Here is a 21,798-nt window from a genome sequence, read left to right on the forward strand (position 1 = left end):
GCCGTTCGGTAACCAGCACCACAACCGGTGGTGGCCACCGGTGGTCGGGGGCACCCTGCGTAGGGTGAACCGCGTGCCGATCATCGCCTACTTCGGGCCCCGGGGGACGTTCACCGAGCAGGCGGCCCGCACCTTCGACGCGCGTGCCGAGCTGGTCCCCCACACCACGATCCCCGACGCGGTGGACGCGCTGCGCGCGGGCGGGGCCGACCTGGCCTGCGTGCCGGTGGAGAACTCGGTCGAGGGCGCGGTGTCGGCCACGATGGACGCGCTGGCCGTCGGCGAACCGGTGGTCGCGGTCGCCGAGCACGTGCTGCCCATCCGCTTCTCCGTGCTGACCCGCCCCGGCACCACCGCCGCCGACGTGCGCACCGTGGCCAGCCACCCGCACGCGCTGGCCCAGGTCCGCGCCTGGCTGGCGGCCACCCTGCCCGGCGCCACCCAGGTGGCCGCCACCTCCACCGCCGCCGCCGCGGTCGGGGTCGGCGAGGGCCGCTACGACGCCGCCGTGACCGCCCCGGTGGCCGCCGACCACTACCCGCTGGCCGCGCTGGCCGAGGACGTCGCCGACGAACCCGACGCGGTCACCCGGTTCCTGCTGCTGGCCCGCCCCGGGACGCTGCCCGAGCCGACCGGCGCCGACCGCACGTCGGTGTTCGCGGTGGTCTCGCACCGGCCGGGGGAGCTGGCCGCGATGCTGTCCGAGCTGTCGCTGCGCGGGGTCAACCTGTCGCGCATCGAGTCCCGGCCGCTGCGCAACCGGTTCGGCGAGTACCGCTTCTACCTGGACTTCGACGGGCACGTCGCCGAGCAGCGGGTGGGCGACGCGCTGGCCGCGCTGCACCGGCGCAGCCAGTTGGTGCGGTTCCTCGGCTCCTACCCGAAGGCCGACCGGTCCACCGCCGCGGCGGTCCCCGCCGCCAACACCGACGCCGACTACGCGGAATCCACCGGCTGGCTGGCCGGTCTGCGGAAGGGGGAGCACGCGTGAGCCTGCGCCTGATGCTCGTCCGGCACGGCGAGACGCCGTCGAACGTGCTGCACCTGCTCGACTCGCGCCCACCCGGCCCCAGCCTCACCGAGCTGGGCAGGCAGCAGGCCGCCGCACTGGCCGAACGCCTCACCGACGAACCGGTGCTCGCCGTCTACGCCAGCACGGCCACCCGCGCGCAGGAGACCGCGGAACCGGTCGCCAAGTCGCACGGCCACACCGTCCGGGTCGTCGAGGGCCTGCACGAACTCCAGTGCGGCGACCTGGAGGGCCGGGGCGACCAGGAGGCGATCCTCGCCTTCGGGCAGGTCTACCTGAGCTGGGTGGCCGGCGACCTGGACACCCTGATGCCCGGCGGCGAAACCGGCGCCTTCATCCGAACGCGCTACCTGGCCGCCGTCGACGACATCGCCGCCCGCCACCGCCACGAGGACGGCCTGGTCGTCGCGGTCAGCCACGGCGGCGTCATCCGCCTGGCCGCCGAATGGCTCGCCGACAACGTCACCCCGGAACTGGCGGGCACCCACCTGCTGGCCAACACCGGCCACGTCCTCCTGGAAGCCCGCGACGAGGGCTGGCACTGCCTGGAGTGGACCGGCGTCGAGGTCTGAGCCACCCCCCAGGGCCCGTCCGCAAAACCACCAGCCCCCGAAACCCTACCGGCGCAGCAACAACAACCGACCGCCCCGAAAACCGCCGGCCCAGCGAGCAAATCCCGGGTGGGTGGAGGTGCTTGACCGGCCGACCACCCCGAAACCCGCCGGCCCGGCGAGCCAACTGCCCCAGTGGGTGGAGGTCCTGAACGCAGGCCGACCGCCCCGAGAACCGGCGGCCCGGCCAAGCAACTGCCCGGGTGGGTGGATGTGTTTGGCCGGGGGTGGCGATCATGTGACAGCCTGCCTGGGCGGTGGGGCATCTTTTCAGCCCCACCCGGTCGCACTGGAGCACATGATCGCCATAGGGGCCCCGGCCAAACACATTCACCCAGCCGGGCACACCCACAAAACGACCGGGCTTTGCAGGAGACGGCCGAGCCGAGCACATTCACCCAGCCGGGCACCACCCGCAAAAGACCGGGCTTTGACAGGCGACAGCCACACGACCCCGCCCTAGGACTCCACCTCGGAGGACTCCGCGGGAACCGCCGCCGGTTCGGCGCCCAGCGTGTCTACCTCGGCACCGTGCCGCGACATCGTCCACCAGACGACCGCGGCCAGCGCCAACTGCAACGCGCCGGACACCACGAACACCCCGGGTGTCCCGATGCCGCGGGCCAGCAGACCGCCCAGCAGCGCCCCGATCGGGATGCCGCCCCACACCGCTGTCCGCCACACCCCGAGCACCCGGCCGAACAGGTGCTCCGGGACCAGCGCGTGCCGCAGGGTGCCCAGGATGACGTTGACCACGACCACCGCCGCGGCGAACAGCCCGAACAGCAGGCTGGCGGTGATCGGGTCGCGGACCAGCCCCATGCCGAGGAACCCCAGCCCGCACGCCGCGACCGAGACCACCAGCACCAGCCTGCGCGGCAGCACCCGGCTCAGCCGGGGCGCCGCTGCCGCGCCGAGCAGCCCGCCGACGCCGCCGACCAGGGCGAACAGGCCGAATGCCGCCTCGTCGAGCCCCAGGTCCTGCAGGGCGTAGAGCACCAGCAGCGCCTGCGCCAGTTCCGAGGTCAGCGCCAGCCCGAGGGCGATGAACACCAGCCGCACCATCAGCGGCCGGGTCCGCACCCACCGCAGGCCCTCGCCCAGCTGTTCGCGCAGGCGGGGCGCCGGGCCGGTGGTGGCGGGCCGGTAGCGGCCGCGCAGGGCCACCAGCAGGAGCGCGGCGACCACGAAACCGGCGGTGTTGAGCAGGAACGGCAGCGCGGCGAACAGGGCGAAGGTGATGCTGCCCAGTGGCCCGCCGAGGAACGTCTGGCCGACGATCTCCACCGACTGGAGCTTGCCGTTGGCCGATTCCAACCCGTCGCGGTCCACGACGGCGGGGACGAGGGCCTGCGCGGCGCTGTCGGCGATGGTCTCCACCGAGCCCAGCACCAGCGCCACGACGTAGAGCAGCCAGATCGACGCCGAGTCCAGCAGCACCAGCGCGGTCAGGCCGCCGACGATCACCGCCCGGGCGGCGTTGGCCAGCAGCACCGCCCGGCGCCGGTCGACCCGGTCGATCAGCGCGCCGCTGAGCAGGGCGAACAGCAGCCAGGGCAGGAACGAGGTGGCGGACAGGCCCGCGATCAGGACCGGGTCGCGGGTGACGCTGGCGCCCAGCAGCGGGAAGGCGACCTTGCCGATGCCGTCACCGAGGTTCGACAGCGCGCTGGAGCCCAGCAGCCACCGCAACCTGTGGTCGGCTCGTGAGCGCGCACCCCCACTCCCCATGCCGTGACGCTACTGGCCCGCCGCGGCGGTGAACCAGCCCCAGATCGGGCGGTTCCGTTCCCATCCCGGAACTGGGAAAAACCCGCTCACCCGCACACGACGTCCAGGTCGAGCCTGCCCGCGGCGCCGAACCCGGTGGTGACGCGCAGCCGGGGCGCGGCCACGGTGTAGTCGCCGGGTCGCAGGTCGGCGCCGAAGTCCAGCTCACCGTCCTTGACCGCCAGCGATGACCGGCCGCCGAGCCGCACCAGCACCGCCGCGCCGCCGGTGGAGGTCACCGCCACCTCGGTGCCGGTGGCGTCCGGTGAGCAGCGCCCGCGCACGTCGGAGGTCAGTTCCCCCTCGCCGGGGACGCGCACCGCCAACGTCCCCACCGCCGCCCCGTCGAGCCGGTCCAGGTCCGTCACCGACCCGGGGAGCACGGTGCCCGCGATCGGCGTCCGGACCGGTGCGGGCGGGGCGTCGGTGGGCGCCGGGTCGGCGGTGGTCCCCGGGAGCTCGGCGCCCGCGGCGCAACCCGCGGCGAGCAGCAGGGCCGCGGCGAGGGTGAGCCGGATCACCGGCGCGACGCGGGTCGTGCCGACCCCGCTCAGCCCGGGGGCGGGCAGCTTCTTCTGCACAGTGGGCACTCCGTCGTCCGCGGCGCTGGTCGAGCACCGGACCGCCCGCCGGACGCGCGTCGGTCCCGGGCGGCGGTGTGGGTCGCAGGAGGCTGGCACAGGCCCGGCCGGGCGGCGAGCCGGTGGCGCGGAGGTGCCCGGTTTGTCATGTTGCTGATTAGCCGGTTGTGGGTATCTCTGGTTAAGAGACAACCTTTCGGGGGGCGTGCGCGTCCACTGAGTGGACCATCCAGCTAGTCCGGGGTACGTCTGGAGGCGAGATCTGCTGTGCACGCTCACACGTTCGGGCGAAAGTTCTTGATCACGACCGGAATCCTGGTCGCCGCCGCCACCGCGGGGTGCGGAGCCGCGGCCGACAACGCGGGCTCCGCCGCGCCGACGCCGTCGATCACATCCGTGGACCAACCCATCACCAGCACCGCCACGCTCGCCGCGCCGCCGCCGACCGCGCCGCCCACCGCCGCCCAGCCGCCCGCCGCGGCCCAGCCCACCCGGGCGGCCAGCGAAGCCGAGGCCGCCGACGGCGCCGCGGGGTCGAACGACTGCAAGGCCGCGGACCTGGCGCTGTCCATCCGCGACGGTGAGGGCGCCGCGGGCACCGTCTACCGGACGCTGGTCTTCACCAACTCCGGCAGCCGCACCTGCACCATGCAGGGCTTCCCCGGCGTCTCCTACGTCACCGGCGACGACGGCCACCAGGTCGGCCCGGCCGCCTACCGGGACGGCACCAAGGGCGCCCCGGTCACCATGGCGCCCGGGGTGTCGTCCTCGACGACCATCGGCTTCGTGAACGTGCAGAACTTCGACCCGGCGGCCTGCCAGCCGACCGAAACCCGGGGCCTGCGCGTCTACCCGCCGCACGACACCGCGTCGATGTTCCTGCCGCTGCCCGGCACCGGCTGCTCGGCCACCCCGCCCGGCAACCAGCTCACCGTCAAGACCGTCAGCTAGGCGACCCGACCGGTCTGCCGCGCCTGGCAGACCGGTCGGCACACGTCCGTCCTGTTCGGCTGATCGACCCCCACCCGGGCAGGCACTTCCGGGGGTGGTCACCGGTTTCAAGGCCCGCGGCGCCCACCGACATACTCGGTGCCGTGACTCTCGAAGAGCTCTCCGCCCGCCAGCGCGCCTTCTCCGAAGCCAGGGCCTGGGGCCCCTGGCACACCCCCAAGAACCTGGTCATGGCCCTCACCGGCGAGGTGGGTGAGCTGACCGAGCTGTTCCAGTGGCTCACCCCGGAGGAGGCCGCCACCGCCGCCGAGGACCCCGCCCTCCGCCCCAGGATCGACGACGAACTGGCCGACGTCCTGCTCTACCTCGTCCGCCTCGCCGACGTCCTCGGCGTCGACCTCATCGAGGCCGCCAACGCCAAGATCGACCGCAACGAGACCCGCTTCCCACCGGGTGTCGGCCGCACCGCCCTGGAGAAGTAGCTCAGGCGCGGGCGAGGGTCTTGCGGAGGCGGTTGAGGGCGCGGTGCTGGGCGACGCGGATCGCCTCGGCGGTGGTGCCGATGACGTCGGCGGTTTCCTGGGCGGACATGCCCATGACCACGCGCATGACGAGGATGTCGCGCTGGCGCTCGGTGAGGCTGCGCAGGAGGACGCCGGTCTGCTCGACCAGTTCGTGGCGCAGGGTGACCTGCTCCGGGCCGTCCTCGGTGGACGGGACGTCGGGGGCGTCGGCGATGGGGTCGGACTTGTCGCGGGTGTTGGCGCGGTGGACGTCGGCGACCTTGTGCGCGGCGATGCCGTAGACGAAGGACAGGAACGGGCGGCCGAGCTGCTGGTAGGTGGGCAGGGCGCGGAACACCGCCAGGCACACCTCCTGGGCGACGTCGTCGGCGCCGCTGACCGAGCGGGGCATCCTGCCCAGCTTGGCGCGGCAGTAGCGCACGACGAGCGGCCGGAGGAAGCGCAGCAGGCCGTCGACCGCGGTGGTCTCGCCCCGGATCGCGGCGGCGACCACCTCGTCGAGGTTGTCCCGCTCGACCGGGGCCGGGGGACGGCGGACCGGCAGCACGACCTCGGTCGGCGACGTGACCGCGGTCAGCGACGCTTCGAGGGCGGCGAGCTCCTCGTCCAGCGCAATCGTGCCCAACATCGCGTTCCTCCCACGCCGAGGTGATCTCTCACCCGTTGTAGAGCGCGGGGCGTGGCGCGAAATACAGGACGTTGGGCTCTATTTTCACGCCAAAGGACTAATTGTGGCCGATACGGGAACGCATTGCGATCGGGTAATCACTCACGGCTGCGGGGCGTCGAACCGGTAGAGGTCGTTGTCCTGCATCAGCTTGATGACCTTGTCGGCGTAGCTGGGGTCGGTCGCGTACTTCTTGGCGACCTCGGTGACGAACGCGTTCGCGTCACCCGCGAGGGGGAGCGCGGCGGCGTAGTGGTCACTGGTGGTGATCAGGCGGCCGTAGTCGCGGAACGAGGCGGTCATGGACTCGTACGTGCGGAAGGACGCCGTCGTCGGGTGGCACTCCGGGGTGCACTCGGTGGTGGGGTACTCGTGGCAGCCGTTCGCCACCGGGCCGGGGCCCGCGCTGGTGCACTTGAAGCCGAAGTAGTTGCGGTCCTGCACCGCGAGCCTGCTCCGGCCCCAGGCCGATTCGAGGATGGACTGCGCCGCGGTCACCGACGCCGGGATCTTGAACTCCGCGGCGATCGCCCGCGCCGCGGGTTCGGCCGCCTTCAGGTACCCCGGATCGGGCGCGGCGGCGACCGCCGCGGCCCGGACCTGGTCCTGGTCCACCACGTCCCCGTCGGTGGCCGCCGCGGGGACCGCGAGCACGGCCGCGGCCACCAATCCCAGCAGCGCTCCGGTCGTGCGTCTGACCCGGGTTCCGATGTGCATGATCGCTCCCTCCGCTCGTTGTCCTACGAGCGTCGGCGCAGGTCAGGCGGGTCGCAACCGGTGGTAACCCGATGCGGTGAGAACTGATTGGATGCGGGAACAACCGGTTAAACCGTAAGGCTGGTCTCCGCCTCGCACAGCTCCCACAGCGCCCGCCGGGCCGCCGGGTCGTCGTGCTGCCAGGGGGCGAAGTGGGTGGGCCGGACCCGGCGGTCGTGCCAGAAGCCCCCGGTCTCCCGGTGCGCCCGCGGGGCGGCGGCGAGCCACACGACCGTGTCCGCCCCCTGCTCGGGGGTGCGCAGCAGCGGGCCCATCACCCTGGTGAACCCGGGCAGCGACGAGGTCACCCCCGGGGTGTCGGCCCAGCCGGGGTGGGTGCTGTGCACGACCACGCCGTCCGCCGCCAACTCCGCCGCCCACAGCTCGGCCAGCACGACCTGCGCCCGCTTGGTCCTGGCGTAGGCCTTCGTGCCGGAGTAGTCGCCCCGCCGGTACTGCGGGTCCTCCGGGTGCAGCGCCGCCGCGTACATCCCGCCGGAGGTCACGAACACCACCCGGCCCTTCGCCGCCGCCAGCGCCGGGCGCAGCAGGCCGGTGAGCAGGTGCGGGCCGAGCACGTGCGTGGCCAGGGCGACCTCGTTGCCCTCGGCGGTCTCCCGGCGCTCCGGCGGCAGCGTGCCCGCGTTGTGGACGAGCACGTCCAGGCTGCCGTGCGCGGCGCTGAACCGCTCGGCGAACGCGCGCACCGAACCCAGGTCCGACACGTCGCACTCGTGCAGCTCCAGGTGGGCGCCGGGCACCCGCTCGGCCACCTCCAGCCGCGCCCGCTCGCCCTTGACCGCGTCCCGCACCAGCATGTGCACCGTGGCGCCCAGCTCGGCCAGACCGGCCACCGCCGCCTTGCCGAGACCGGAGTTGGCCCCGGTGACCAGCGCCGAGCAGCCGTCCAGGGCGTCCGGTTCCGGGTCGGCGGGCCAGAAGCGGCTGCGCACGCGGTAGCCGATCTTCGTGTACCCGGGCACGACGGTCCGGTCCAGCACGGTGTCCAGGATGTCGGTCGCCTTGCGCATGGCGTCGACGCTAGTGCGCCACCGGGTGCCGCGCCTGTCGAGAAACCGTTCGCCCACCAGCGGAACCGCTGCCTATCCTCGCCGCATGGCAGCGACCACGATTCCCGGGCAGCACGTCGACATCCGCCTGTGGGCCCGACCGGAGGCGGTCGAGGACCTGGCGATGCGGCAGTTGCAGAACATCGCCGCACTGCCGTGGGCGTACAAGCACGTCGCCGTCATGCCCGACGTCCACTACGGAAAGGGCGCCACGGTCGGCTCCGTCATCGCCATGCGCGGTGCCGTCTCGCCCGCCGCGGTCGGTGTGGACATCGGCTGCGGCATGTCCGCGGTCCGCACCTCCCTCACCGCCGCCGACCTGCCCGCCGACCTGTCCCGGCTGCGCTCGCGCATCGAGGCGAAGGTCCCGGTGGGCTTCGGGATGCACAAGGACGAGGCCTTCGGCGACCGCGACGGCGGCGGCTGGGCGGACTTCTGGCACCGCTTCGACGCGCTGACCCCGTTGGTGCGCAAGGAAAGCGGGCGCGCGCTCAAGCAGATGGGCACCCTCGGCGGCGGCAACCACTTCATCGAGGTCTGCCTCGACGAGGACGGCCGGGTCTGGCTGATGCTGCACTCCGGGTCCCGGGGGATCGGGAACCTGTTGGCGCAGCACCACATCGAGGTCGCCCGCGGGCTCGCGCACAACGCGGCGCTGCCCGACCCGGACCTCGCCGTGTTCATCGCCGACACCCCGCAGATGGCCGCCTACCGGCACGACCTGTACTGGGCGCAGGAGTACGCCCGCCGCAACCGCGCGGTGATGATGCGCCTGGTCTGCGACGTGGTGCGCCGCGAGTTCCCGGCGGTCCGGTTCGAGGACCCGATCTCGGTGCACCACAACTACGTCGCCGAGGAGACCCACTTCGGCGAGGAGGTCCTGGTCACCCGCAAGGGCGCCATCCGCGCGGGCCGCGGCGACCTCGGGATCATCCCGGGGTCGATGGGCACCGGCTCCTACATCGTCCGCGGGCTGGGGAACCCGGACTCGTTCGAGTCGGCGTCGCACGGCGCTGGGCGGCGGATGTCGCGGAACAAGGCGCGCAAGCAGTTCACGCCGGATGACCTGGCCGAGCAGACGGCTGGGGTGGAGTGCCGGAAGGATTCCGGGGTGGTGGATGAGATCCCGGCCGCCTACAAGAACATCGACGACGTGATCGCCGAGCAGAGCGACCTGGTGGAAGTGGTCGCGAAGCTCAAGCAGGTGGTCTGCGTCAAGGGGTGACCCGCCTTGGGCGCCCGTCCCGCCCGGGGCGGGCGCCCCGGGTCAGCCCCAGCCGAGTTCGTGCAGGGTTTCCTCGTCCACGCCGAAGTGGTGGGCGATCTCGTGGACCACGGTGACCGCCACCTCGTCGACCACGTCGTCCTCTGAGTCGCAGATGTCGAGGATGGCTTCTCGGTAGATGAAGATGCGGTCGGGGAGGTGGCCGCCGTAGTCGGAGAGGCGTTCGGTCAGGGCGATGCCGTGGTAGAGGCCGAGGAGGGTGGGGTCTTCCCGGTCGCGGTCTTCGACCAGGACGACGACGTTGTCCATGGCCTTGGCGAAATCCGCCGGGATGAGGTCGAGGGCGTCGGCCACCAGTTCCTCGAACCGCAGGCGCGTCATCTCGATCGGCACGTCAGCCGCCGGGAGGGGGCTCGGTGGTCGAGGTGGGGGCGGTGGTGGTGGGGGCCGGGACGTCCGCGCCGCGCACGCTGTTGGTGATCGGGGCGAGCCCGCCGCCGCCGGGGAGCTTCGCACCGACCTTGCAGTCGACCTTGCGGGAGCCCGCCGCCCAGCTCTCGGGCTTGAGGGTGTCGGAGTAGAGGGTCAGCTTCTTCGCGGCCAGGTCGGCCCCGCCGGTGTAGGCCGCGCTGACCTGGTTGCACAGCTCGACGGCCTTCTCGGTCTGCTGGTCCTCGGTCGGGTAGTCGGCCGGGAACGCCGCGGCCAGGTCGACGTTGCCGACGATCTCGAACGCGTGCTCCTCGGCGCAGTCGATCGGGTCGCCGATCTTCTGGTCCACCAGGGCCAGGCAGGTGCCGGGGGTGTGCACGTCGGACTGGTCGCTGCGGGCGGCGGTGCCCTCGTTGGGGGTCAGCGCACCGGACGGGGCGACGGTCTGCACGCCGCAGCGCAACTTCCGGTCACCGTCCGCCCACTGGGTGTCACTGGGCTTGAGCGCGTTCACCGTGTACTTCCCGAACGGGTCCAGCTTGCCGCCCAGGTAGGTGGTGGCGCCGGGGGTGCACTTGGTCTCGGCGATCTCCTGCCAGGTCGCCGTGTCCGGCACCGGGGCGTTCTCCGGGTGGTCGGCGGTGATGTCGACCGTGCTGGTCACCTCGAACAGGTGCGGCCGGGCGCAGTCGACGATCTTGATGTCCTGCCCGTCCGGGGGCGTCCAGTCCAGGCAGCTACCGGTCGGCGCCTCGAACGCGGCCTCGCGCTCCTGCTCCGCCGCGGTCACCCCGCCGCCGGTCGCGACCGGCCAGGAGAACAGCATGCTCAGGACCAGGAGCAGCAGCGAACCGGCCAGGGCCCCGACCATCAGCAGCCGAGTCCTCGCCGTTTTGTCATCCGACCGAAACCAGTCGCCGCTCGCGAGCATCACACCCATGATGCCGTGTCCGGCCCCCGGACGCGGTCACCGACCCCGGGAGAAGGCGAATCAGGTTGCGATCGGGACAATCATCCGACGTCAGCGGGCTCGGGTCGGTACTCTTCGCGCCGGGAGTGGTTCATGACTGACAACGACAAGCCAGACAACTCGGGCACGCCGCAGGGCTCCACGCCGGAGCGGGCGAATCCCGAGGTCAACGACGGTTCCGCCCGGCCGGGGCAGCAGGCGGGGCCGCCGCCGGTGCCCGGGCGAAAGCGGGGCAGCGTCAACTTCCAGGACGCCTCGACCACGGCGCCGCGCGAGCCCACCCTGGGCGAGCAGCGCGCCCGCCGCGACGCGCTGCGCCGCGAGCGGGAGGCGGAGCTGGCCGAGTACGAGGAGGCCGAGCGCAAGCGCAAGCTGCGCAAGCGCGTCCTCATCGGCGCGGGCGTCACCGTCGGCGTGGTGGCCGTGGTCGCGGTCATCTACGCGGCGGCCACCCCGGACGAGGTGACCGCCACCTGCACGTCCAACGGTGTGGTCGTCGACGACGACTACTGCGACCCCGCCTACGCCTCCGCCCACAACGGGTACTCCAGCGGCGGCTTCATCTACATCGGCGGCAGCTCCTACCGGTACAACTACGGCGGCACCGGCAGGGTCGGCCAACCGGTCAGCGGCGGCAGCTACACCGCGCCCTCGGGCAACACGTCGGTGAAGACCGCCTCCGGCAAGTCGGTGCAGCGCGGCGGCCTCGGGGTCGGCGGCAGCGGGAAGAGCTCGGGTAGCTGAGGTGCGCAGAGAACGCTCCACCCCCCGCCCGGACTGGCGCGAGAAGATCGAGTCGCAGGGCCTGGTCTTCGGCAGCCCCGCCCGCTACGGCGGCGGCGGCCAGCGCCCGTACTGGGACGAGTCGGTCCACTACGTGTTCGACATGGACGAGGTCCTGTCCATCGAGGCCGACGTGGAACTGCTGCACTCGATGTGCCTGGAGGCCGTCGACAACATCGTGCTGACCGAGCGCTACCGCGACTTCGGCATCCCGGAGTGGACCTGGCCGAAGATCGCAGAGTCCTGGAAGCGCGCCGACCCGCACGTCTACGGCCGCTTCGACCTGCGCTACGACGGTTCCGGCCCGGCCAGGCTGCTGGAGTACAACGCCGACACCCCCACCTCCCTGCTGGAGGCGGCGATCGTGCAGTGGTACTGGAAGACCGACGTGTACCCCGACGACGACCAGTGGAACTCCATCCACGAGAAGCTCGTCGAGCGCTGGGCCGAGGTGGCCGACAAGCTGCCGTCGAACGAGCTGCACTTCACCTGGTCGCAGTCGGACCCCAGCGGTGAGGACCACATCACCACCGCCTACCTGCAGGAGACCGCCGCCGAGGCGGGCATGGACACCATCGGCCTGGCCATCGAGGAGATCGGCTGGGACCCGGTGCTGCTGCGGTTCGTCGACCTGCGCGAGGCGCCGATGAACACGGTGATGAAGCTGTACCCGTGGGAGTGGATCGTCGACGAGGAGTTCGGCAAGCGGGTCGCGGAGTCGCAGCCGAAGACGCTCTGGGTCGAGCCGCTGTGGAAGATGCTGCTGTCGAACAAGGCGATCCTCGCGGTGCTGTGGGAGATGTACCCCGGGCACCCGAACCTGCTCCCGGCGTTCCTCGACCAGCCCGGCCTGCTCACCGAGTACGTGCGCAAGCCCCGGCTGGGCCGCGAGGGCGCCAACATCCAGATCGTGGCCCCCGGCTACGAGACCCAGACCAGCGGTGTCTACGGCCAGGAGGGGTACGTCTACCAGGCCTTCGACCCGCTGCCGGACTTCGACGGGTACCGGCCCGCGCTCGGGGCCTGGATCGTCGGCGACCACGCGGCGGGCCTGGGCATCCGGGAGACCGCGGGCCTGGTGACCGACGACGGCGCGGCATTCGTCCCGCACCGGATTCCCCAGGCATGACCAGTAGGAAGCTCATGGAGGACGTGTGACCATTCACCTCGCCGCGGTGTCGAACATCGCCCTGCCCGACGGTTTCGGCTCCAGCCTGGGCAGAGGCATCGGCGCGATCGTCCTCTACGCGATCGTGGGCCTGGTGCTCATGCTGCTCGGGTTCTACGCCATCGACTGGACCACCCCGGGCAAGCTGTCCGCCCTGGTCCGCGACGGCAGGCCGAACGCCGTCATCGTCACCGCGTCCGGAATGCTGTCGATGGCGTTCATCATCGTGGTCGCCATCCTGTTCTCCTCCAGCGACCTGACCGCGGGCCTGATCACCTCGGTGGTCTACGGCCTGGTCGGCATCGTCGCCCAGGTCTTGGCGGTGCGGACCCTGGAGTGGGTGACCAAGCTCGACGTCGGCGCCACCATCGAGGAGACCAGGTTCGCGCCCGCCAGCGTCGTCGTCGCCGCGGTGCACCTGGCCCTGGGCATGATCGTCGCGGTGGCCATCTCCGACTTCGGTGCCCTGATCAGCGCCAACACCTGATCCGCTGTGCACGGGGGGCCGGGAGCGACGCGCTCCCGGCCCCCCGTGCTATCCGGTCGAAGGACCCGGGGGCGGCGGGCTAGGCTCGTCCGCGTGATTGACCTCAAGGTTCTGCGCGAAGACCCGGAGATCGCGCGCGCCTCGCAGCGGGCGCGCGGGGAGGACCCGGCGGCGATCGACGCGCTGCTGGCCGTCGACGAGCGGCGGCGGTCCGCGATCTCCCGCGCGGACAACCTGCGGGCGGAGCAGAAGCTCTTCGGCAAGCAGGTGGGCAGGGCCAGGGGCGAGGAGCGCGAGGCGCTGCTGGCCAAGGGCAAGGAGATCTCCGCCGAGGTCAAGGCCGCCGAGGCCGAGCAGGGCGAGGCGGCCAGGGCCTTCGACGCGGCGCACCGGGCGCTGCCGAACCTGGTGGACCCGGCCGCCCCCGTCGGCGGCGAGGACGACTACACCGTCCTGGAGCACGTCGGCACCCCCCGCGAGTTCGACTTCGAACCGCTCGACCACCTCGACCTCGGCCTCAAGCTGGGCGCGCTCGACATGGAGCGCGGCGCCAAGGTGTCCGGCTCGCGGTTCTACTTCCTCACCGGGGTGGGCGCCCAGTTGCAGCTCGCCCTGCTGAACATGGCCGCCGCGCAGGCGACCGCGGCCGGGTTCACCCTGATGGTGCCCCCGGTGCTGGTGCGCCCGGAGATCATGGCGGGCACCGGCTTCCTCGGCGCGCACGAGGACGAGATCTACCGCCTCAAGGAGGACGACCTCTTCCTGGTCGGCACCTCGGAGGTGGCCCTGGCCGGCTACCACGCCGACGAGATCATCGACCTGACCGGCGGCCCCAGGCGCTACGCGGGCTGGTCGACCTGCTTCCGCCGCGAGGCGGGCTCCTACGGCAAGGACACCCGCGGCATCATCCGGGTCCACCAGTTCGACAAGATCGAGATGTTCTCCTACTGCCGCCCCGAGGACGCCGACACCGAGCACCAGCGCCTGCTGACCTGGGAGAGGGAGATGCTGGCGAAGATCGAGGTCCCCTACCGGGTCATCGACACCGCCACCGGCGACCTGGGCACCAGCGCCGCCCGCAAGTTCGACTGCGAGGCGTGGGTGCCGACGCAGCAGGCCTACCGCGAACTGACCTCGACCTCCAACTGCACCACCTTCCAGGCCCGCCGCCTGTCGGTGCGCTACCGGGACGACAACGGCAAGCCGCAGACCGCCGCCACCCTCAACGGCACCCTGGCCACCACCCGCTGGATCGTGGCCATCCTGGAGAACCACCAGAACGCCGACGGCTCGGTCACCGTCCCCGCCGCGCTGCGCCCGTTCCTCGGCCTGGACGTCCTCCAACCCAGGTGACCCCACTCGCCCGCCGCCTCGCCGTCAAGTTCGGCCGACTGGTCCTCGACCGGAGTTCGCTGGACTCCATCCGGGAAAACCTGGAAGCGGAGCTGGCGGCCGGTGTCGACCGCCAACTGCTGATCGACGTCCACATGGAACTCCTGCGCGGATTCCAGCGCGACGGCGACGAAGAAGCGCACGACCTGACGGCGGAAGCACTCGACGTCCTCACCGACTGGGTCGGCGCCCACTACCGGATCTGACCCGGTCAGGATGTCGTCCTCGCCGACCACGGGCACCAGCTTCACCAGGGGGTGGCTTGAACGAAACGCCGAGGTTCGGGGCAGCGAGCCTGTTGTCGCTGGCCGCGGAGGAGGACGCGGGCGACTGGGTCCGCCGCGCGCAGATCGAGTCCGGACGCATGTCCTGGACCCTGGGGCCGGTCGCGGACCTGTTCTGGATGCTGGTCGAGGAAGCCAGGCCCCTTGCAGGAAAAAGCGGAAGCGCCGCACCCCCGGTTGTGGATCACCGTGGACGAGTGCGATCGGCGGCTCAACCCCTGAGCTGGTCGGCGATGTGCCTGCCGATCTCCAGGGCGCAGGTCGCCGCGGGGGAGGGGGCGTTGAGGACGTGGACCTGGTTCGGGGCCTCCTCGATGAGGAAGTCCTGGAGCAGGGTCCCGTCCGGCAGCAGCGCCTGAGCCCGCACCCCCGCCCCCGACGGCACGATGTCGTCCTCCCCGACCGCGGGCACCAGCTTCGCCAGGGAAGCGGCGAAGCGGCGGCGCGACAGCGAGCGCAGCACCTCGTCCACCCCGGTCGGGTACGCGTACTTGCGGGCCAGGGCCCAGGTGCCGGGGAAGCGGACCGTCTCCGCGACGTCCGCGGCCGACACGTCCCGCCACCGGTAGCCCTCGCGCTTCAACGCCAGCACCGCGTTGGGTCCGGCGTGCACGCTGCCGTCGAGCATCCGCGTCAGGTGCACGCCCAGGAACGGCAGCGTCGCGTCCGGCACCGGGTAGATGAGCCCCCGCACCAGCGACGCGCGGGACGGCTTCAGTTCGTAGTACTCCCCGCGGAACGGGACGATCCGCGCACGCGGCCGCAGTCCCGCCATCCGGGCGATCCGGTCGCTGTGCAGGCCCGCGCAGTTCACCAGCGTGGACGCGCGCAGCACCTCCGTCCCCGTGGCCACCTCGACCCCGCCCGTCGAGCCCGCGCGGATGCCCAGGACCGGGGTGGACAGGCGCAGGTCCGCCCCCGCCCGCTCCAGCTCGCCGACCATGGCGGCGCAGACGGCCGGGAAGTCGATGATGCCGGTGCTGTCCACCCGCAGCGCCGCCACGCAGGCGACCTCCGGTTCGTGCTCGCGGGCCTCCGCCGCCGAGATCACCCGAACCGGGACGCCGTTGGCCCCGGCCCGCTCCGCGAGCACCCGCAGCGCGGGCAGTTGGGACTCCTCGGTGGCCACGACGAGCTTGCCGCACCGCTGGAACGGCACGCCGTGCTCGCGGGCGTACTCGGCCATCGACCTGTTGCCCGCCACCGACATGCGGGCCTTCACCGAACCGGGCGCGTAGTACAGCCCGGCGTGCACGACGTTGGAGTTGTGCCCGGTCTGGTGGGCGGCCCAGCGCGGTTCCTTCTCCAGCACGGTCACCGAACGGCCACGCGCGGTCAGCTCCCTGGCCGTCGCCAACCCGAGGATTCCGCCGCCGACCACCAGCACATCTCGCACCCGGGCAGTTTAGGTGCTGCCCGCGTTCTCTACGGTTGCCCGGTGGCGCGACTCAAGAACCTCTTCGGCCCGGCCGTGCTGATGGCGGCGGGCCTGGGCGTCGTCGGCGTCGCCGGGTACGGGTTCATCGGGCTGACCGGGCACACCCTGCCCGCCGCCGACGCGGCGGCCCTGGCCAGCCTGTACCTGCTGGTCAACATCATCGGCCCCGGGCTGTTCGTGGCGCTGGAGCAGGAGACCAGCCGGGCCACCAGCGCCCGGCTGGCGGTCGGCGGCGAGCTGCGGCCGGTGGTCCGGCACGCGCTGCTGCACGGCCTGATCATGCTCGTGGCCGTCCTCGCGCTGCTGGGGGCGATCTCCCCGGTGCTCACGGCGCGGGCGCTCGGCGGGCAGTGGGGGCTCTTCGCGGCGGTGGTGCTCAGCGTGGTCACCTCCGCCGGGGTCTACCTGGTGCGCGGCCTGCTCGGCGGCAGGCAGCGGTTCCACGGCTACGCGGCCACCCTCGGCGTCGAGGGGGTCGCCCGGTTGCTGCCGTGCGCGGTGATCGCCGTCAGCGGCCCCGACGGGGTGCTCTACGCGCTCGCGTTCGCCGCCGGTTCGGGGTTCGGCGCGCTGGCCGGTCTGCCCGGGCTGCGGGCCCGGACCGTCGTCGACGTCCACCTGCCCGGTGAGGGCGGTGAACCGGAGGCGAGCACGTTCGGCAGCATGGGGCGGGGGCTGCTGCTGCTGGTCGTCGGCACGCTGCTGATGCAGCTCGTGGCGAACCTGGCACCCATCGTCGTCACCTCCCGCCTGGTGTCCGACCCGACCACCGCCCAGGCGTTCGCCTCGGCGTTCGTGCTGGTCCGGGTGCCGCTGTTCCTGTTCGCGCCGGTGCAGGCGATGCTGCTGCCCGGCATCACCCGGGCCGCCACCACCGGTGACACCGCCACGGTGTGGGCCCGGCTGCGGCTGGTCCTGCTGGCGGTCGCGGGCATCGGCGTGCCCGCCGCGGTCCTCTCCTTCACCGTGGGGCCACTGGCGGCGCGGGTGTTCTTCGGCGCCGAGGTGGACCTGGCGGGCGCGGTCGTCGGCCTGCTCGGCGTCGGCACGATCGCGCTGATGGTCGCCCAGGTCCTGCAACCCGGCCTGGTCGCCTTCGGCAGGCACCGGTACGTCACCGCCGCCTGGGTGCTGGGCGCGGTCGTGCTGGTCGGGCTGCTGTTCCTGCCCGGGGACCCGTTGCGCGCGGCCATCGCCGCTCAGCTCGCGGCCTCGGTCGCGGTGGTGGCTGTCATGGCCGTCGGGCTGTTCCGCGCGATCCGGGGCGGCACCCGCGCCACCCCGCCCGCGGTGCCCGTCGGCGGCTGAGCCGCCATACCCGAGGGGCTCCCGGACCGGACCGAGGGTCCGCGCCGCGCTGGGTGGGCGTCCCATTACCCTGCAACGCGTGTCCGAGACAGTCGTGCCGGCTTCCGTCCGCGCACTCATCGTCGTCCCCGCGTGGAACGAGGAGCAGTCCGTCGGCGAGACCGTGCGCGAGATCCGCTCGGCCGTGCCGAGCATCCCCGTGCTCGTCGTCAGCGACGGCTCCACCGACCGCACCGTCGAGCAGGCCAGGGCCGCGGGCGCGCTGGTCCTGGAGCTGCCCTACAACCTCGGTGTCGGCGGTGCCATGCGGGCGGGCTTCCGCTACGCCGTGCGCCACGGCTTCACCGCCGCCATCCAGGTCGACGCGGACGGCCAGCACAACCCGGCCGAGGTGCCGCAGCTCCTGACCGGGCTGGCCGAGGCCGACATCGTCATCGGTGCCCGGTTCGCCCAGGACGACGAGTACCGCGTGCGCGGCCCGCGCCGGTGGGCGATGGTCGTGCTGGCGAAGGTGCTGTCCTGGCTGGCCAAGACCAAGCTGACCGACGCCACCTCCGGCTTCAAGGTCACCGGCGGTCGGGCGCTGCCGCTGTTCGCCGAGCACTACCCGGTGGAGTACCTCGGCGACACGATCGAATCGATGGTGATCGCGCTGCGCTCCGGCTGCACCGTCACCCAGCTCCCCGTGCGCATGCGCCCGCGCCGCGGCGGCAACCCCAGCCACCGCCCGTTCAAGTCGGCGATCTACCTGTTCCGCGCCTTCTTCGCGCTGCTGCTGGCGCTGATCCGGCGCTGGGACGTCTCGGTCAACACCGTTCCGCTGCCGACGCCGGTGGCCAGCGAAGGCGGGGTCGCCTGATGAGCAGCACCTACGTGATCGGCCTGATCGGCAGCGTGCTGGTGCTCGCGGGCATCGTGGAGATGCTGCGCAGGCGCCAGCTCAGCGAGAAGTACGCCGTGCTGTGGCTGGTGGTCGGCCTGCTGCTGCTGGTCTTCACCATCTTCCCCGGCACGCTGTCGTCGATCGCCGCGCTGATCGGGGTCGCGATCCCGACCAACCTGCTGTTCTTCGTCGGGCTGATCTTCCTGACCGGCGTCGGCCTGCACCTGTCCTGGGAGCTGTCGCGGCTGGAGGACGAGACGCGCAAGCTCGCCGAGGACCTGGCCATCCTGCGGCTCGACGTCGAGCAGCAGCGCCAGGACCGGATCGAACCGTGACCGGGCCGGACAGCCCGACGACCGGCAGCCCGGTGATCGACGGTCCGACGATCGACATCGTGATGCCGTACTACGGCGACGTGGCCCTCATGCAGGCCGCCGTGCGCAGCGTGCTGGCCCAGGACGACCCGAACTGGCGGCTGACCGTCGTCGACGACGGCACCGCCGAGGGCGTGCCGGAGTGGTTCGCGGGCCTCGGCGACGACCGGGTGCGCTACCAGCGCAACGAGGTCAACCTGGGCGTCACCGGCAACTTCAACAAGTGCCTGGCCCTGGCCGAGCACGAGCGCATGGTCATCCTCGGCTGCGACGACCTGCTGCTGCCCAACTACGTCGGCCTGGTCCGCGCCGTGCACGCCGAGCACCCGGGCGCGGGCATCATCCAGCCCGGCGTGCGGGTCATCGACGGCTCGGGGGCGGAGATCCGCACCCTGGTCGACGAGGCCAAGCGCCGGGTCTACGCGCCCAAGGTGCGCGGGCGCCTCCTGCTGCGCGGCGAGGACCTGGCCGTGAGCCTGCTGCGCGGGGACTGGCTGTACTTCCCGTCGCTGTGCTGGAACACCAAGGCCATCCAGGCGGTCGGCTTCCCCGAGCACCTCAAGGTCATCCAGGACCTGGCGCTGCTGGTGGAGCTGGTGCGCCGCGGCGAGAGCCTGGTCGTGGACGAGACCACCGCCTTCTGCTACCGCAGGCACGCGAGCAGCGAGTCGTCGTGGTCGGCCGCCGACGGCTCCCGGTTCACCGAGGCGGGCCGGTTCTTCACCGACACCGCCGACCGGATGGCCGAGCACGGCTGGCCGAGGGCGGCCGGGGTGGCCCGCAGGCACGTGTCGTCGCGGATCTTCGCCCTGACGATGCTGCCGCAGGCCCTGCGCCAGCGGGCCGGTGTCGGCCCGCTCACCAGGCACGTCTTCGGGTCCGGCCGCCGCCCCTGAACGATCCGAGGGGCGGTGTGACCCCCTTCTCAGCATCGGCTACCGTTTTGCGGGTGGCATCCCCGGAATCGACTGACGGCCAGGAGTACACCGACCGCCTGGCGCGGCTCGAAGGTCCCCGCTGGAAGCAGGTCCTGGACGTCCAGGCCCCCTACCGCTGGAACGTGCGGCGCCTGTTCGGCGAACGGGAAGTGCTCGACGTCGGCTGCGGCATCGGCCGCAACCTCGGGCACCTCGCGCCGCACGGCGTCGGCGTCGACCACAACGAGCACTCGGTGCAGGTGTGCCGCGACCGCGGCCTGACCGCGTTCACCACCGCCGAGTTCTTCGACACCGAGTACGCGACCAAGGGCCGCTACGGCGGGATGCTGGCCGCGCACCTGGTCGAGCACATGCCCAGGGAGCAGGCGGTGGAGGTGCTGCGCGGCTACCTGCCCTACCTCGCCCCCGGCGCGAAGGTCGTGCTGATCTGCCCGCAGGAGAAGGGCTACACCACCGACAGCACGCACGTGGCGTTCACCGACTTCGACGGCCTCGCCGACGTCGCGACGCAGCTCGGCCTCGACGTCGACCGCCGCATCTCCTTCCCGCTGCCGCGCGCGGCGGGCAAGGTGTTCCCGTACAACGAGTTCGTGCTCGTGGCGACCACACCGCACTGACCCGCGACCCGGCGAAAAAAAACCGGTTCGAAAGAAGTAGCGCCGGACCCCCTCCACTCGATACGAAGACCGCGGCAGGAATGAGCCTGCCGCACTGGGGCTTCATCAAGTGAACAACTGGGGTACTTCTTGCGAATCACAACAGCAGCGGTCCGCCGCGCCCTGACGGCGGCCACCGCCTCGGTGGCACTGGCGGCCCTCGTCGTGCCCGGCACGGCAGCCGCGGGACCGCGCAGCTCCGCCGACCCGACTCCGCCGACGGCGCAGGGGCGCTCCGCCGACGCGGACCCCGCCGAGGCACCCGAGATGGCCGACGTGGCCGCGCGGGCCGCCGCCGGTGACGGCGCGACCTTCACCCCGATCAACCCGGTCCGGGTGCTCGACACCCGGGAGGCCATCGGCGTCCCCGGCCACGTGCCGGTCGGTCCCGGCGGCACGGTCACGCTCAACCTGAGCAACGCGGTCCCCGCCAACGCGATCTCCGTGGTGCTGAACGTGACCGGCGTGACGGGCAACTCCGGCACCTACATCACGGCCTACCCGGCGGGTTACGACAGGCCGGACTCGTCGAACGTGAACCTGGTCCCGAACTCCGCCCGGTCCAACGCCGTGACGGTGCTGCTGGGTTCGACGGGCGCGGTCAACCTCTTCAACTTCCTCGGCGACACCCACATCGTCGCCGACCTGGCCGGGTACTACCAGTACGGCTCCGGGTCGCTGTACAACGCGAAGACCCCGCTGCGCATCCTCGACACCCGCAACAACGGCGGTCCGATCGGCCAGCGCGGCACCCGCGCGCTGCGCGTGCGCGACTTCGTCCCCGCCACCGCCGACGCCGTGGTGCTCAACCTGACCGGTGTCACCCCGACGATCGGCACCTACGTCACCGCCTACCCGGGCGGCGCCGCGAAGCCGGAGGTGTCCAGCCTCAACCTGGTCCCCGGGCAGGTGGCGCCGAACCTGGTGACGGTGCCGATCGGCAAGGACGGCAACGTCAACCTCTACAACCACAACGGTTCCGTGCACCTGGTCGCCGACCTGGCCGGGTACTACGACACCCAGTCCGGTGCGGAGTTCTACCCGAGCGACCCGTTCCGGCTGGTCGACACCCGGACCGATCCCGACCTGGGGCTCGTCGGCCCCGACGAGTACGTGTACTTCCCGCTGGGCGACGTCTTCGGCGGCTTCACCGCGATGATGTTCAACCTGACCGGCACCGAGCCGTCCGCGGGGACCTACCTGACCGCGTACCCGCTGAACCGGGGCATCCCGTTCGCGTCGAACCTGAACCTCGCACCGGGTGAGACGGCGGCGAACCTGACCATCACGGCGTTCGACAGCGACACCACCATCGCCGTGTCCAACCGCTACGGCTACTCCCACATGCTCTGGGACTTCGCGGGCGCCTTCGGCCCGATCGTCTCCGCGAGCAGCTGATCACCCCGCCCGGGCGACCGGGCTGAGCGCACGGGCCAGGCCCGGGACCACCGAGTCCCGGGCCTGGCTTGTTCCGGTGATCCACTATGGTGCGGCCGGGCG

At 72.1% G+C, this 21,798-nt stretch carries 24 protein-coding genes; 16 read left to right on the plus strand and 8 right to left on the minus strand.

What is annotated here, in order from left to right; translation table 11 throughout:
- The first annotated feature begins 73 nt into the window (after window positions 1-73).
- Window positions 74-991, plus strand: a complete 918-nt coding sequence (gene pheA, locus DFQ13_RS18970; protein ID WP_110080830.1) for a prephenate dehydratase — start codon at window positions 74-76, stop codon at window positions 989-991.
- The gene (locus DFQ13_RS18975; RefSeq protein WP_324608960.1) at window positions 988-1,602 is read left to right on the plus strand and encodes a histidine phosphatase family protein; all 615 of its coding nucleotides are present in this window, start codon (window positions 988-990) and stop codon (window positions 1,600-1,602) included. Before pheA ends, DFQ13_RS18975 begins: the two co-directional genes overlap by 4 nt.
- 498 nt (window positions 1,603-2,100) lie before the next feature.
- Here DFQ13_RS18975 and DFQ13_RS18980 read toward each other — a convergent pair whose 3' ends face one another.
- Entirely contained in the window at window positions 2,101-3,372 is a 1,272-nt protein-coding gene (locus DFQ13_RS18980; RefSeq protein WP_052021170.1) for an MFS transporter, read from the minus strand.
- Window positions 3,373-3,458: 86 nt separating this feature from the next.
- Window positions 3,459-4,001, minus strand: coding sequence for a hypothetical protein (locus DFQ13_RS18985; protein ID WP_146241274.1), 543 nt, complete (start codon window positions 3,999-4,001; stop codon window positions 3,459-3,461).
- A 288-nt stretch (window positions 4,002-4,289) separates the two neighbouring features.
- Between DFQ13_RS18985 and DFQ13_RS18990 the strand changes: the two genes are divergently transcribed.
- Entirely contained in the window at window positions 4,290-4,943 is a 654-nt protein-coding gene (locus DFQ13_RS18990; protein WP_035282860.1) for a DUF4232 domain-containing protein, read from the plus strand.
- A 143-nt stretch (window positions 4,944-5,086) separates the two neighbouring features.
- On the plus strand, window positions 5,087-5,425 hold the full coding sequence (locus tag DFQ13_RS18995) for a nucleotide pyrophosphohydrolase (protein ID WP_035282794.1): 339 nt from the start codon (window positions 5,087-5,089) through the stop codon (window positions 5,423-5,425).
- 1 nt (window position 5,426) lies between these two features.
- Here DFQ13_RS18995 and shbA read toward each other — a convergent pair whose 3' ends face one another.
- The 3 genes from shbA to DFQ13_RS19010 form a co-directional block, all read right to left on the minus strand.
- Window positions 5,427-6,095, minus strand: a complete 669-nt coding sequence (gene shbA / locus DFQ13_RS19000) for an RNA polymerase sigma factor ShbA (protein ID WP_084175569.1) — start codon at window positions 6,093-6,095, stop codon at window positions 5,427-5,429.
- A 141-nt stretch (window positions 6,096-6,236) separates the two neighbouring features.
- Entirely contained in the window at window positions 6,237-6,851 is a 615-nt protein-coding gene (locus tag DFQ13_RS19005; protein WP_110080756.1) for a glucosaminidase domain-containing protein, read from the minus strand.
- A gap of 107 nt (window positions 6,852-6,958) precedes the next feature.
- Window positions 6,959-7,921, minus strand: a complete 963-nt coding sequence (locus DFQ13_RS19010; RefSeq protein ID WP_110080757.1) for an SDR family NAD(P)-dependent oxidoreductase — start codon at window positions 7,919-7,921, stop codon at window positions 6,959-6,961.
- A gap of 85 nt (window positions 7,922-8,006) precedes the next feature.
- Between DFQ13_RS19010 and DFQ13_RS19015 the strand changes: the two genes are divergently transcribed.
- Window positions 8,007-9,185, plus strand: coding sequence for an RtcB family protein (locus tag DFQ13_RS19015; RefSeq protein ID WP_035282797.1), 1,179 nt, complete (start codon window positions 8,007-8,009; stop codon window positions 9,183-9,185).
- Window positions 9,186-9,227: 42 nt separating this feature from the next.
- Here the strand turns inward: DFQ13_RS19015 and DFQ13_RS19020 are convergent, their stop codons facing one another.
- Both DFQ13_RS19020 and DFQ13_RS19025 read right to left on the minus strand, forming a co-directional pair.
- Entirely contained in the window at window positions 9,228-9,578 is a 351-nt protein-coding gene (locus DFQ13_RS19020; protein WP_035282799.1) for a metallopeptidase family protein, read from the minus strand.
- Between the two features lies 1 nt (window position 9,579).
- Complete coding sequence (locus tag DFQ13_RS19025) at window positions 9,580-10,488, minus strand: septum formation family protein (RefSeq protein WP_233438480.1); 909 nt, start codon at window positions 10,486-10,488, stop codon at window positions 9,580-9,582.
- Between the two features lie 192 nt (window positions 10,489-10,680).
- On the opposite strand from DFQ13_RS19025, the gene DFQ13_RS19030 reads away from it, so the two are divergent.
- The 5 genes from DFQ13_RS19030 (at window position 10,681) to DFQ13_RS19050 (ending at window position 14,623) form a co-directional block, all read left to right on the plus strand.
- Complete coding sequence (locus DFQ13_RS19030) at window positions 10,681-11,331, plus strand: hypothetical protein (protein ID WP_324608968.1); 651 nt, start codon at window positions 10,681-10,683, stop codon at window positions 11,329-11,331.
- Window position 11,332: 1 nt separating this feature from the next.
- The gene (locus DFQ13_RS19035; protein WP_035282802.1) at window positions 11,333-12,499 is read left to right on the plus strand and encodes a glutathionylspermidine synthase family protein; all 1,167 of its coding nucleotides are present in this window, start codon (window positions 11,333-11,335) and stop codon (window positions 12,497-12,499) included.
- Window positions 12,500-12,524: 25 nt separating this feature from the next.
- Complete coding sequence (locus tag DFQ13_RS19040; RefSeq protein ID WP_181400043.1) at window positions 12,525-13,025, plus strand: DUF350 domain-containing protein; 501 nt, start codon at window positions 12,525-12,527, stop codon at window positions 13,023-13,025.
- Window positions 13,026-13,118: 93 nt separating this feature from the next.
- Window positions 13,119-14,378: a serine--tRNA ligase gene (serS, locus tag DFQ13_RS19045; protein ID WP_110080758.1), complete on the plus strand. Its 1,260-nt coding sequence runs from the start codon at window positions 13,119-13,121 to the stop codon at window positions 14,376-14,378.
- Window positions 14,375-14,623 carry a hypothetical protein gene (locus DFQ13_RS19050; RefSeq protein ID WP_110080759.1) on the plus strand — a complete coding sequence of 83 codons (249 nt, stop codon included), beginning with the start codon at window positions 14,375-14,377 and terminating at the stop codon, window positions 14,621-14,623. Before serS ends, DFQ13_RS19050 begins: the two co-directional genes overlap by 4 nt.
- A 289-nt stretch (window positions 14,624-14,912) precedes the next feature.
- Here DFQ13_RS19050 and lhgO read toward each other — a convergent pair whose 3' ends face one another.
- A complete protein-coding gene (gene lhgO / locus DFQ13_RS19055) occupies window positions 14,913-16,097 on the minus strand; it encodes an L-2-hydroxyglutarate oxidase (RefSeq protein ID WP_110080760.1) in 1,185 nt (394 codons plus the stop codon).
- 42 nt (window positions 16,098-16,139) lie between these two features.
- Between lhgO and DFQ13_RS19060 the strand changes: the two genes are divergently transcribed.
- The 6 genes from DFQ13_RS19060 to DFQ13_RS19085 all read left to right on the plus strand — a co-directional run bounded on the left by DFQ13_RS19060 (window position 16,140) and on the right by DFQ13_RS19085 (window position 21,696).
- Window positions 16,140-17,447 carry a hypothetical protein gene (locus DFQ13_RS19060; RefSeq protein ID WP_110080761.1) on the plus strand — a complete coding sequence of 436 codons (1,308 nt, stop codon included), beginning with the start codon at window positions 16,140-16,142 and terminating at the stop codon, window positions 17,445-17,447.
- Window positions 17,448-17,526: 79 nt separating this feature from the next.
- On the plus strand, window positions 17,527-18,306 hold the full coding sequence (locus tag DFQ13_RS19065; protein ID WP_063935940.1) for a glycosyltransferase family 2 protein: 780 nt from the start codon (window positions 17,527-17,529) through the stop codon (window positions 18,304-18,306).
- The gene (locus DFQ13_RS19070) at window positions 18,306-18,665 is read left to right on the plus strand and encodes a DUF2304 domain-containing protein (protein WP_035282816.1); all 360 of its coding nucleotides are present in this window, start codon (window positions 18,306-18,308) and stop codon (window positions 18,663-18,665) included. Before DFQ13_RS19065 ends, DFQ13_RS19070 begins: the two co-directional genes overlap by 1 nt.
- Window positions 18,662-19,600 carry a glycosyltransferase family 2 protein gene (locus DFQ13_RS19075; RefSeq protein WP_233438481.1) on the plus strand — a complete coding sequence of 313 codons (939 nt, stop codon included), beginning with the start codon at window positions 18,662-18,664 and terminating at the stop codon, window positions 19,598-19,600. Before DFQ13_RS19070 ends, DFQ13_RS19075 begins: the two co-directional genes overlap by 4 nt.
- Window positions 19,601-19,653: 53 nt before the next feature.
- Complete coding sequence (locus DFQ13_RS19080; protein WP_233427573.1) at window positions 19,654-20,259, plus strand: class I SAM-dependent methyltransferase; 606 nt, start codon at window positions 19,654-19,656, stop codon at window positions 20,257-20,259.
- A gap of 129 nt (window positions 20,260-20,388) precedes the next feature.
- Window positions 20,389-21,696 carry a hypothetical protein gene (locus DFQ13_RS19085; protein ID WP_146241275.1) on the plus strand — a complete coding sequence of 436 codons (1,308 nt, stop codon included), beginning with the start codon at window positions 20,389-20,391 and terminating at the stop codon, window positions 21,694-21,696.
- Window positions 21,697-21,798: the final 102 nt, after the last annotated feature.

The organism is Actinokineospora spheciospongiae, assembly GCF_003182415.1.
In the GTDB taxonomy this organism is placed as follows: domain Bacteria; phylum Actinomycetota; class Actinomycetes; order Mycobacteriales; family Pseudonocardiaceae; genus Actinokineospora; species Actinokineospora spheciospongiae.

Coding starts and splice junctions, on each gene's coding strand:
- DFQ13_RS18980 (WP_052021170.1), bottom strand. CDS start 3,372: ATGGGGAGTGGGGGTGCGCGCTCACGAGCCGACCACAGGTTGCGGTGG.
- shbA (WP_084175569.1), bottom strand. CDS start 6,095: ATGTTGGGCACGATTGCGCTGGACGAGGAGCTCGCCGCCCTCGAAGCG.
- DFQ13_RS19005 (WP_110080756.1), bottom strand. CDS start 6,851: ATGCACATCGGAACCCGGGTCAGACGCACGACCGGAGCGCTGCTGGGA.
- DFQ13_RS19010 (WP_110080757.1), bottom strand. CDS start 7,921: ATGCGCAAGGCGACCGACATCCTGGACACCGTGCTGGACCGGACCGTC.
- DFQ13_RS19015 (WP_035282797.1), top strand. CDS start 8,007: ATGGCAGCGACCACGATTCCCGGGCAGCACGTCGACATCCGCCTGTGG.
- DFQ13_RS19025 (WP_233438480.1), bottom strand. CDS start 10,488: ATGGTCGGGGCCCTGGCCGGTTCGCTGCTGCTCCTGGTCCTGAGCATG.
- DFQ13_RS19030 (WP_324608968.1), top strand. CDS start 10,681: ATGACTGACAACGACAAGCCAGACAACTCGGGCACGCCGCAGGGCTCC.
- DFQ13_RS19070 (WP_035282816.1), top strand. CDS start 18,306: ATGAGCAGCACCTACGTGATCGGCCTGATCGGCAGCGTGCTGGTGCTC.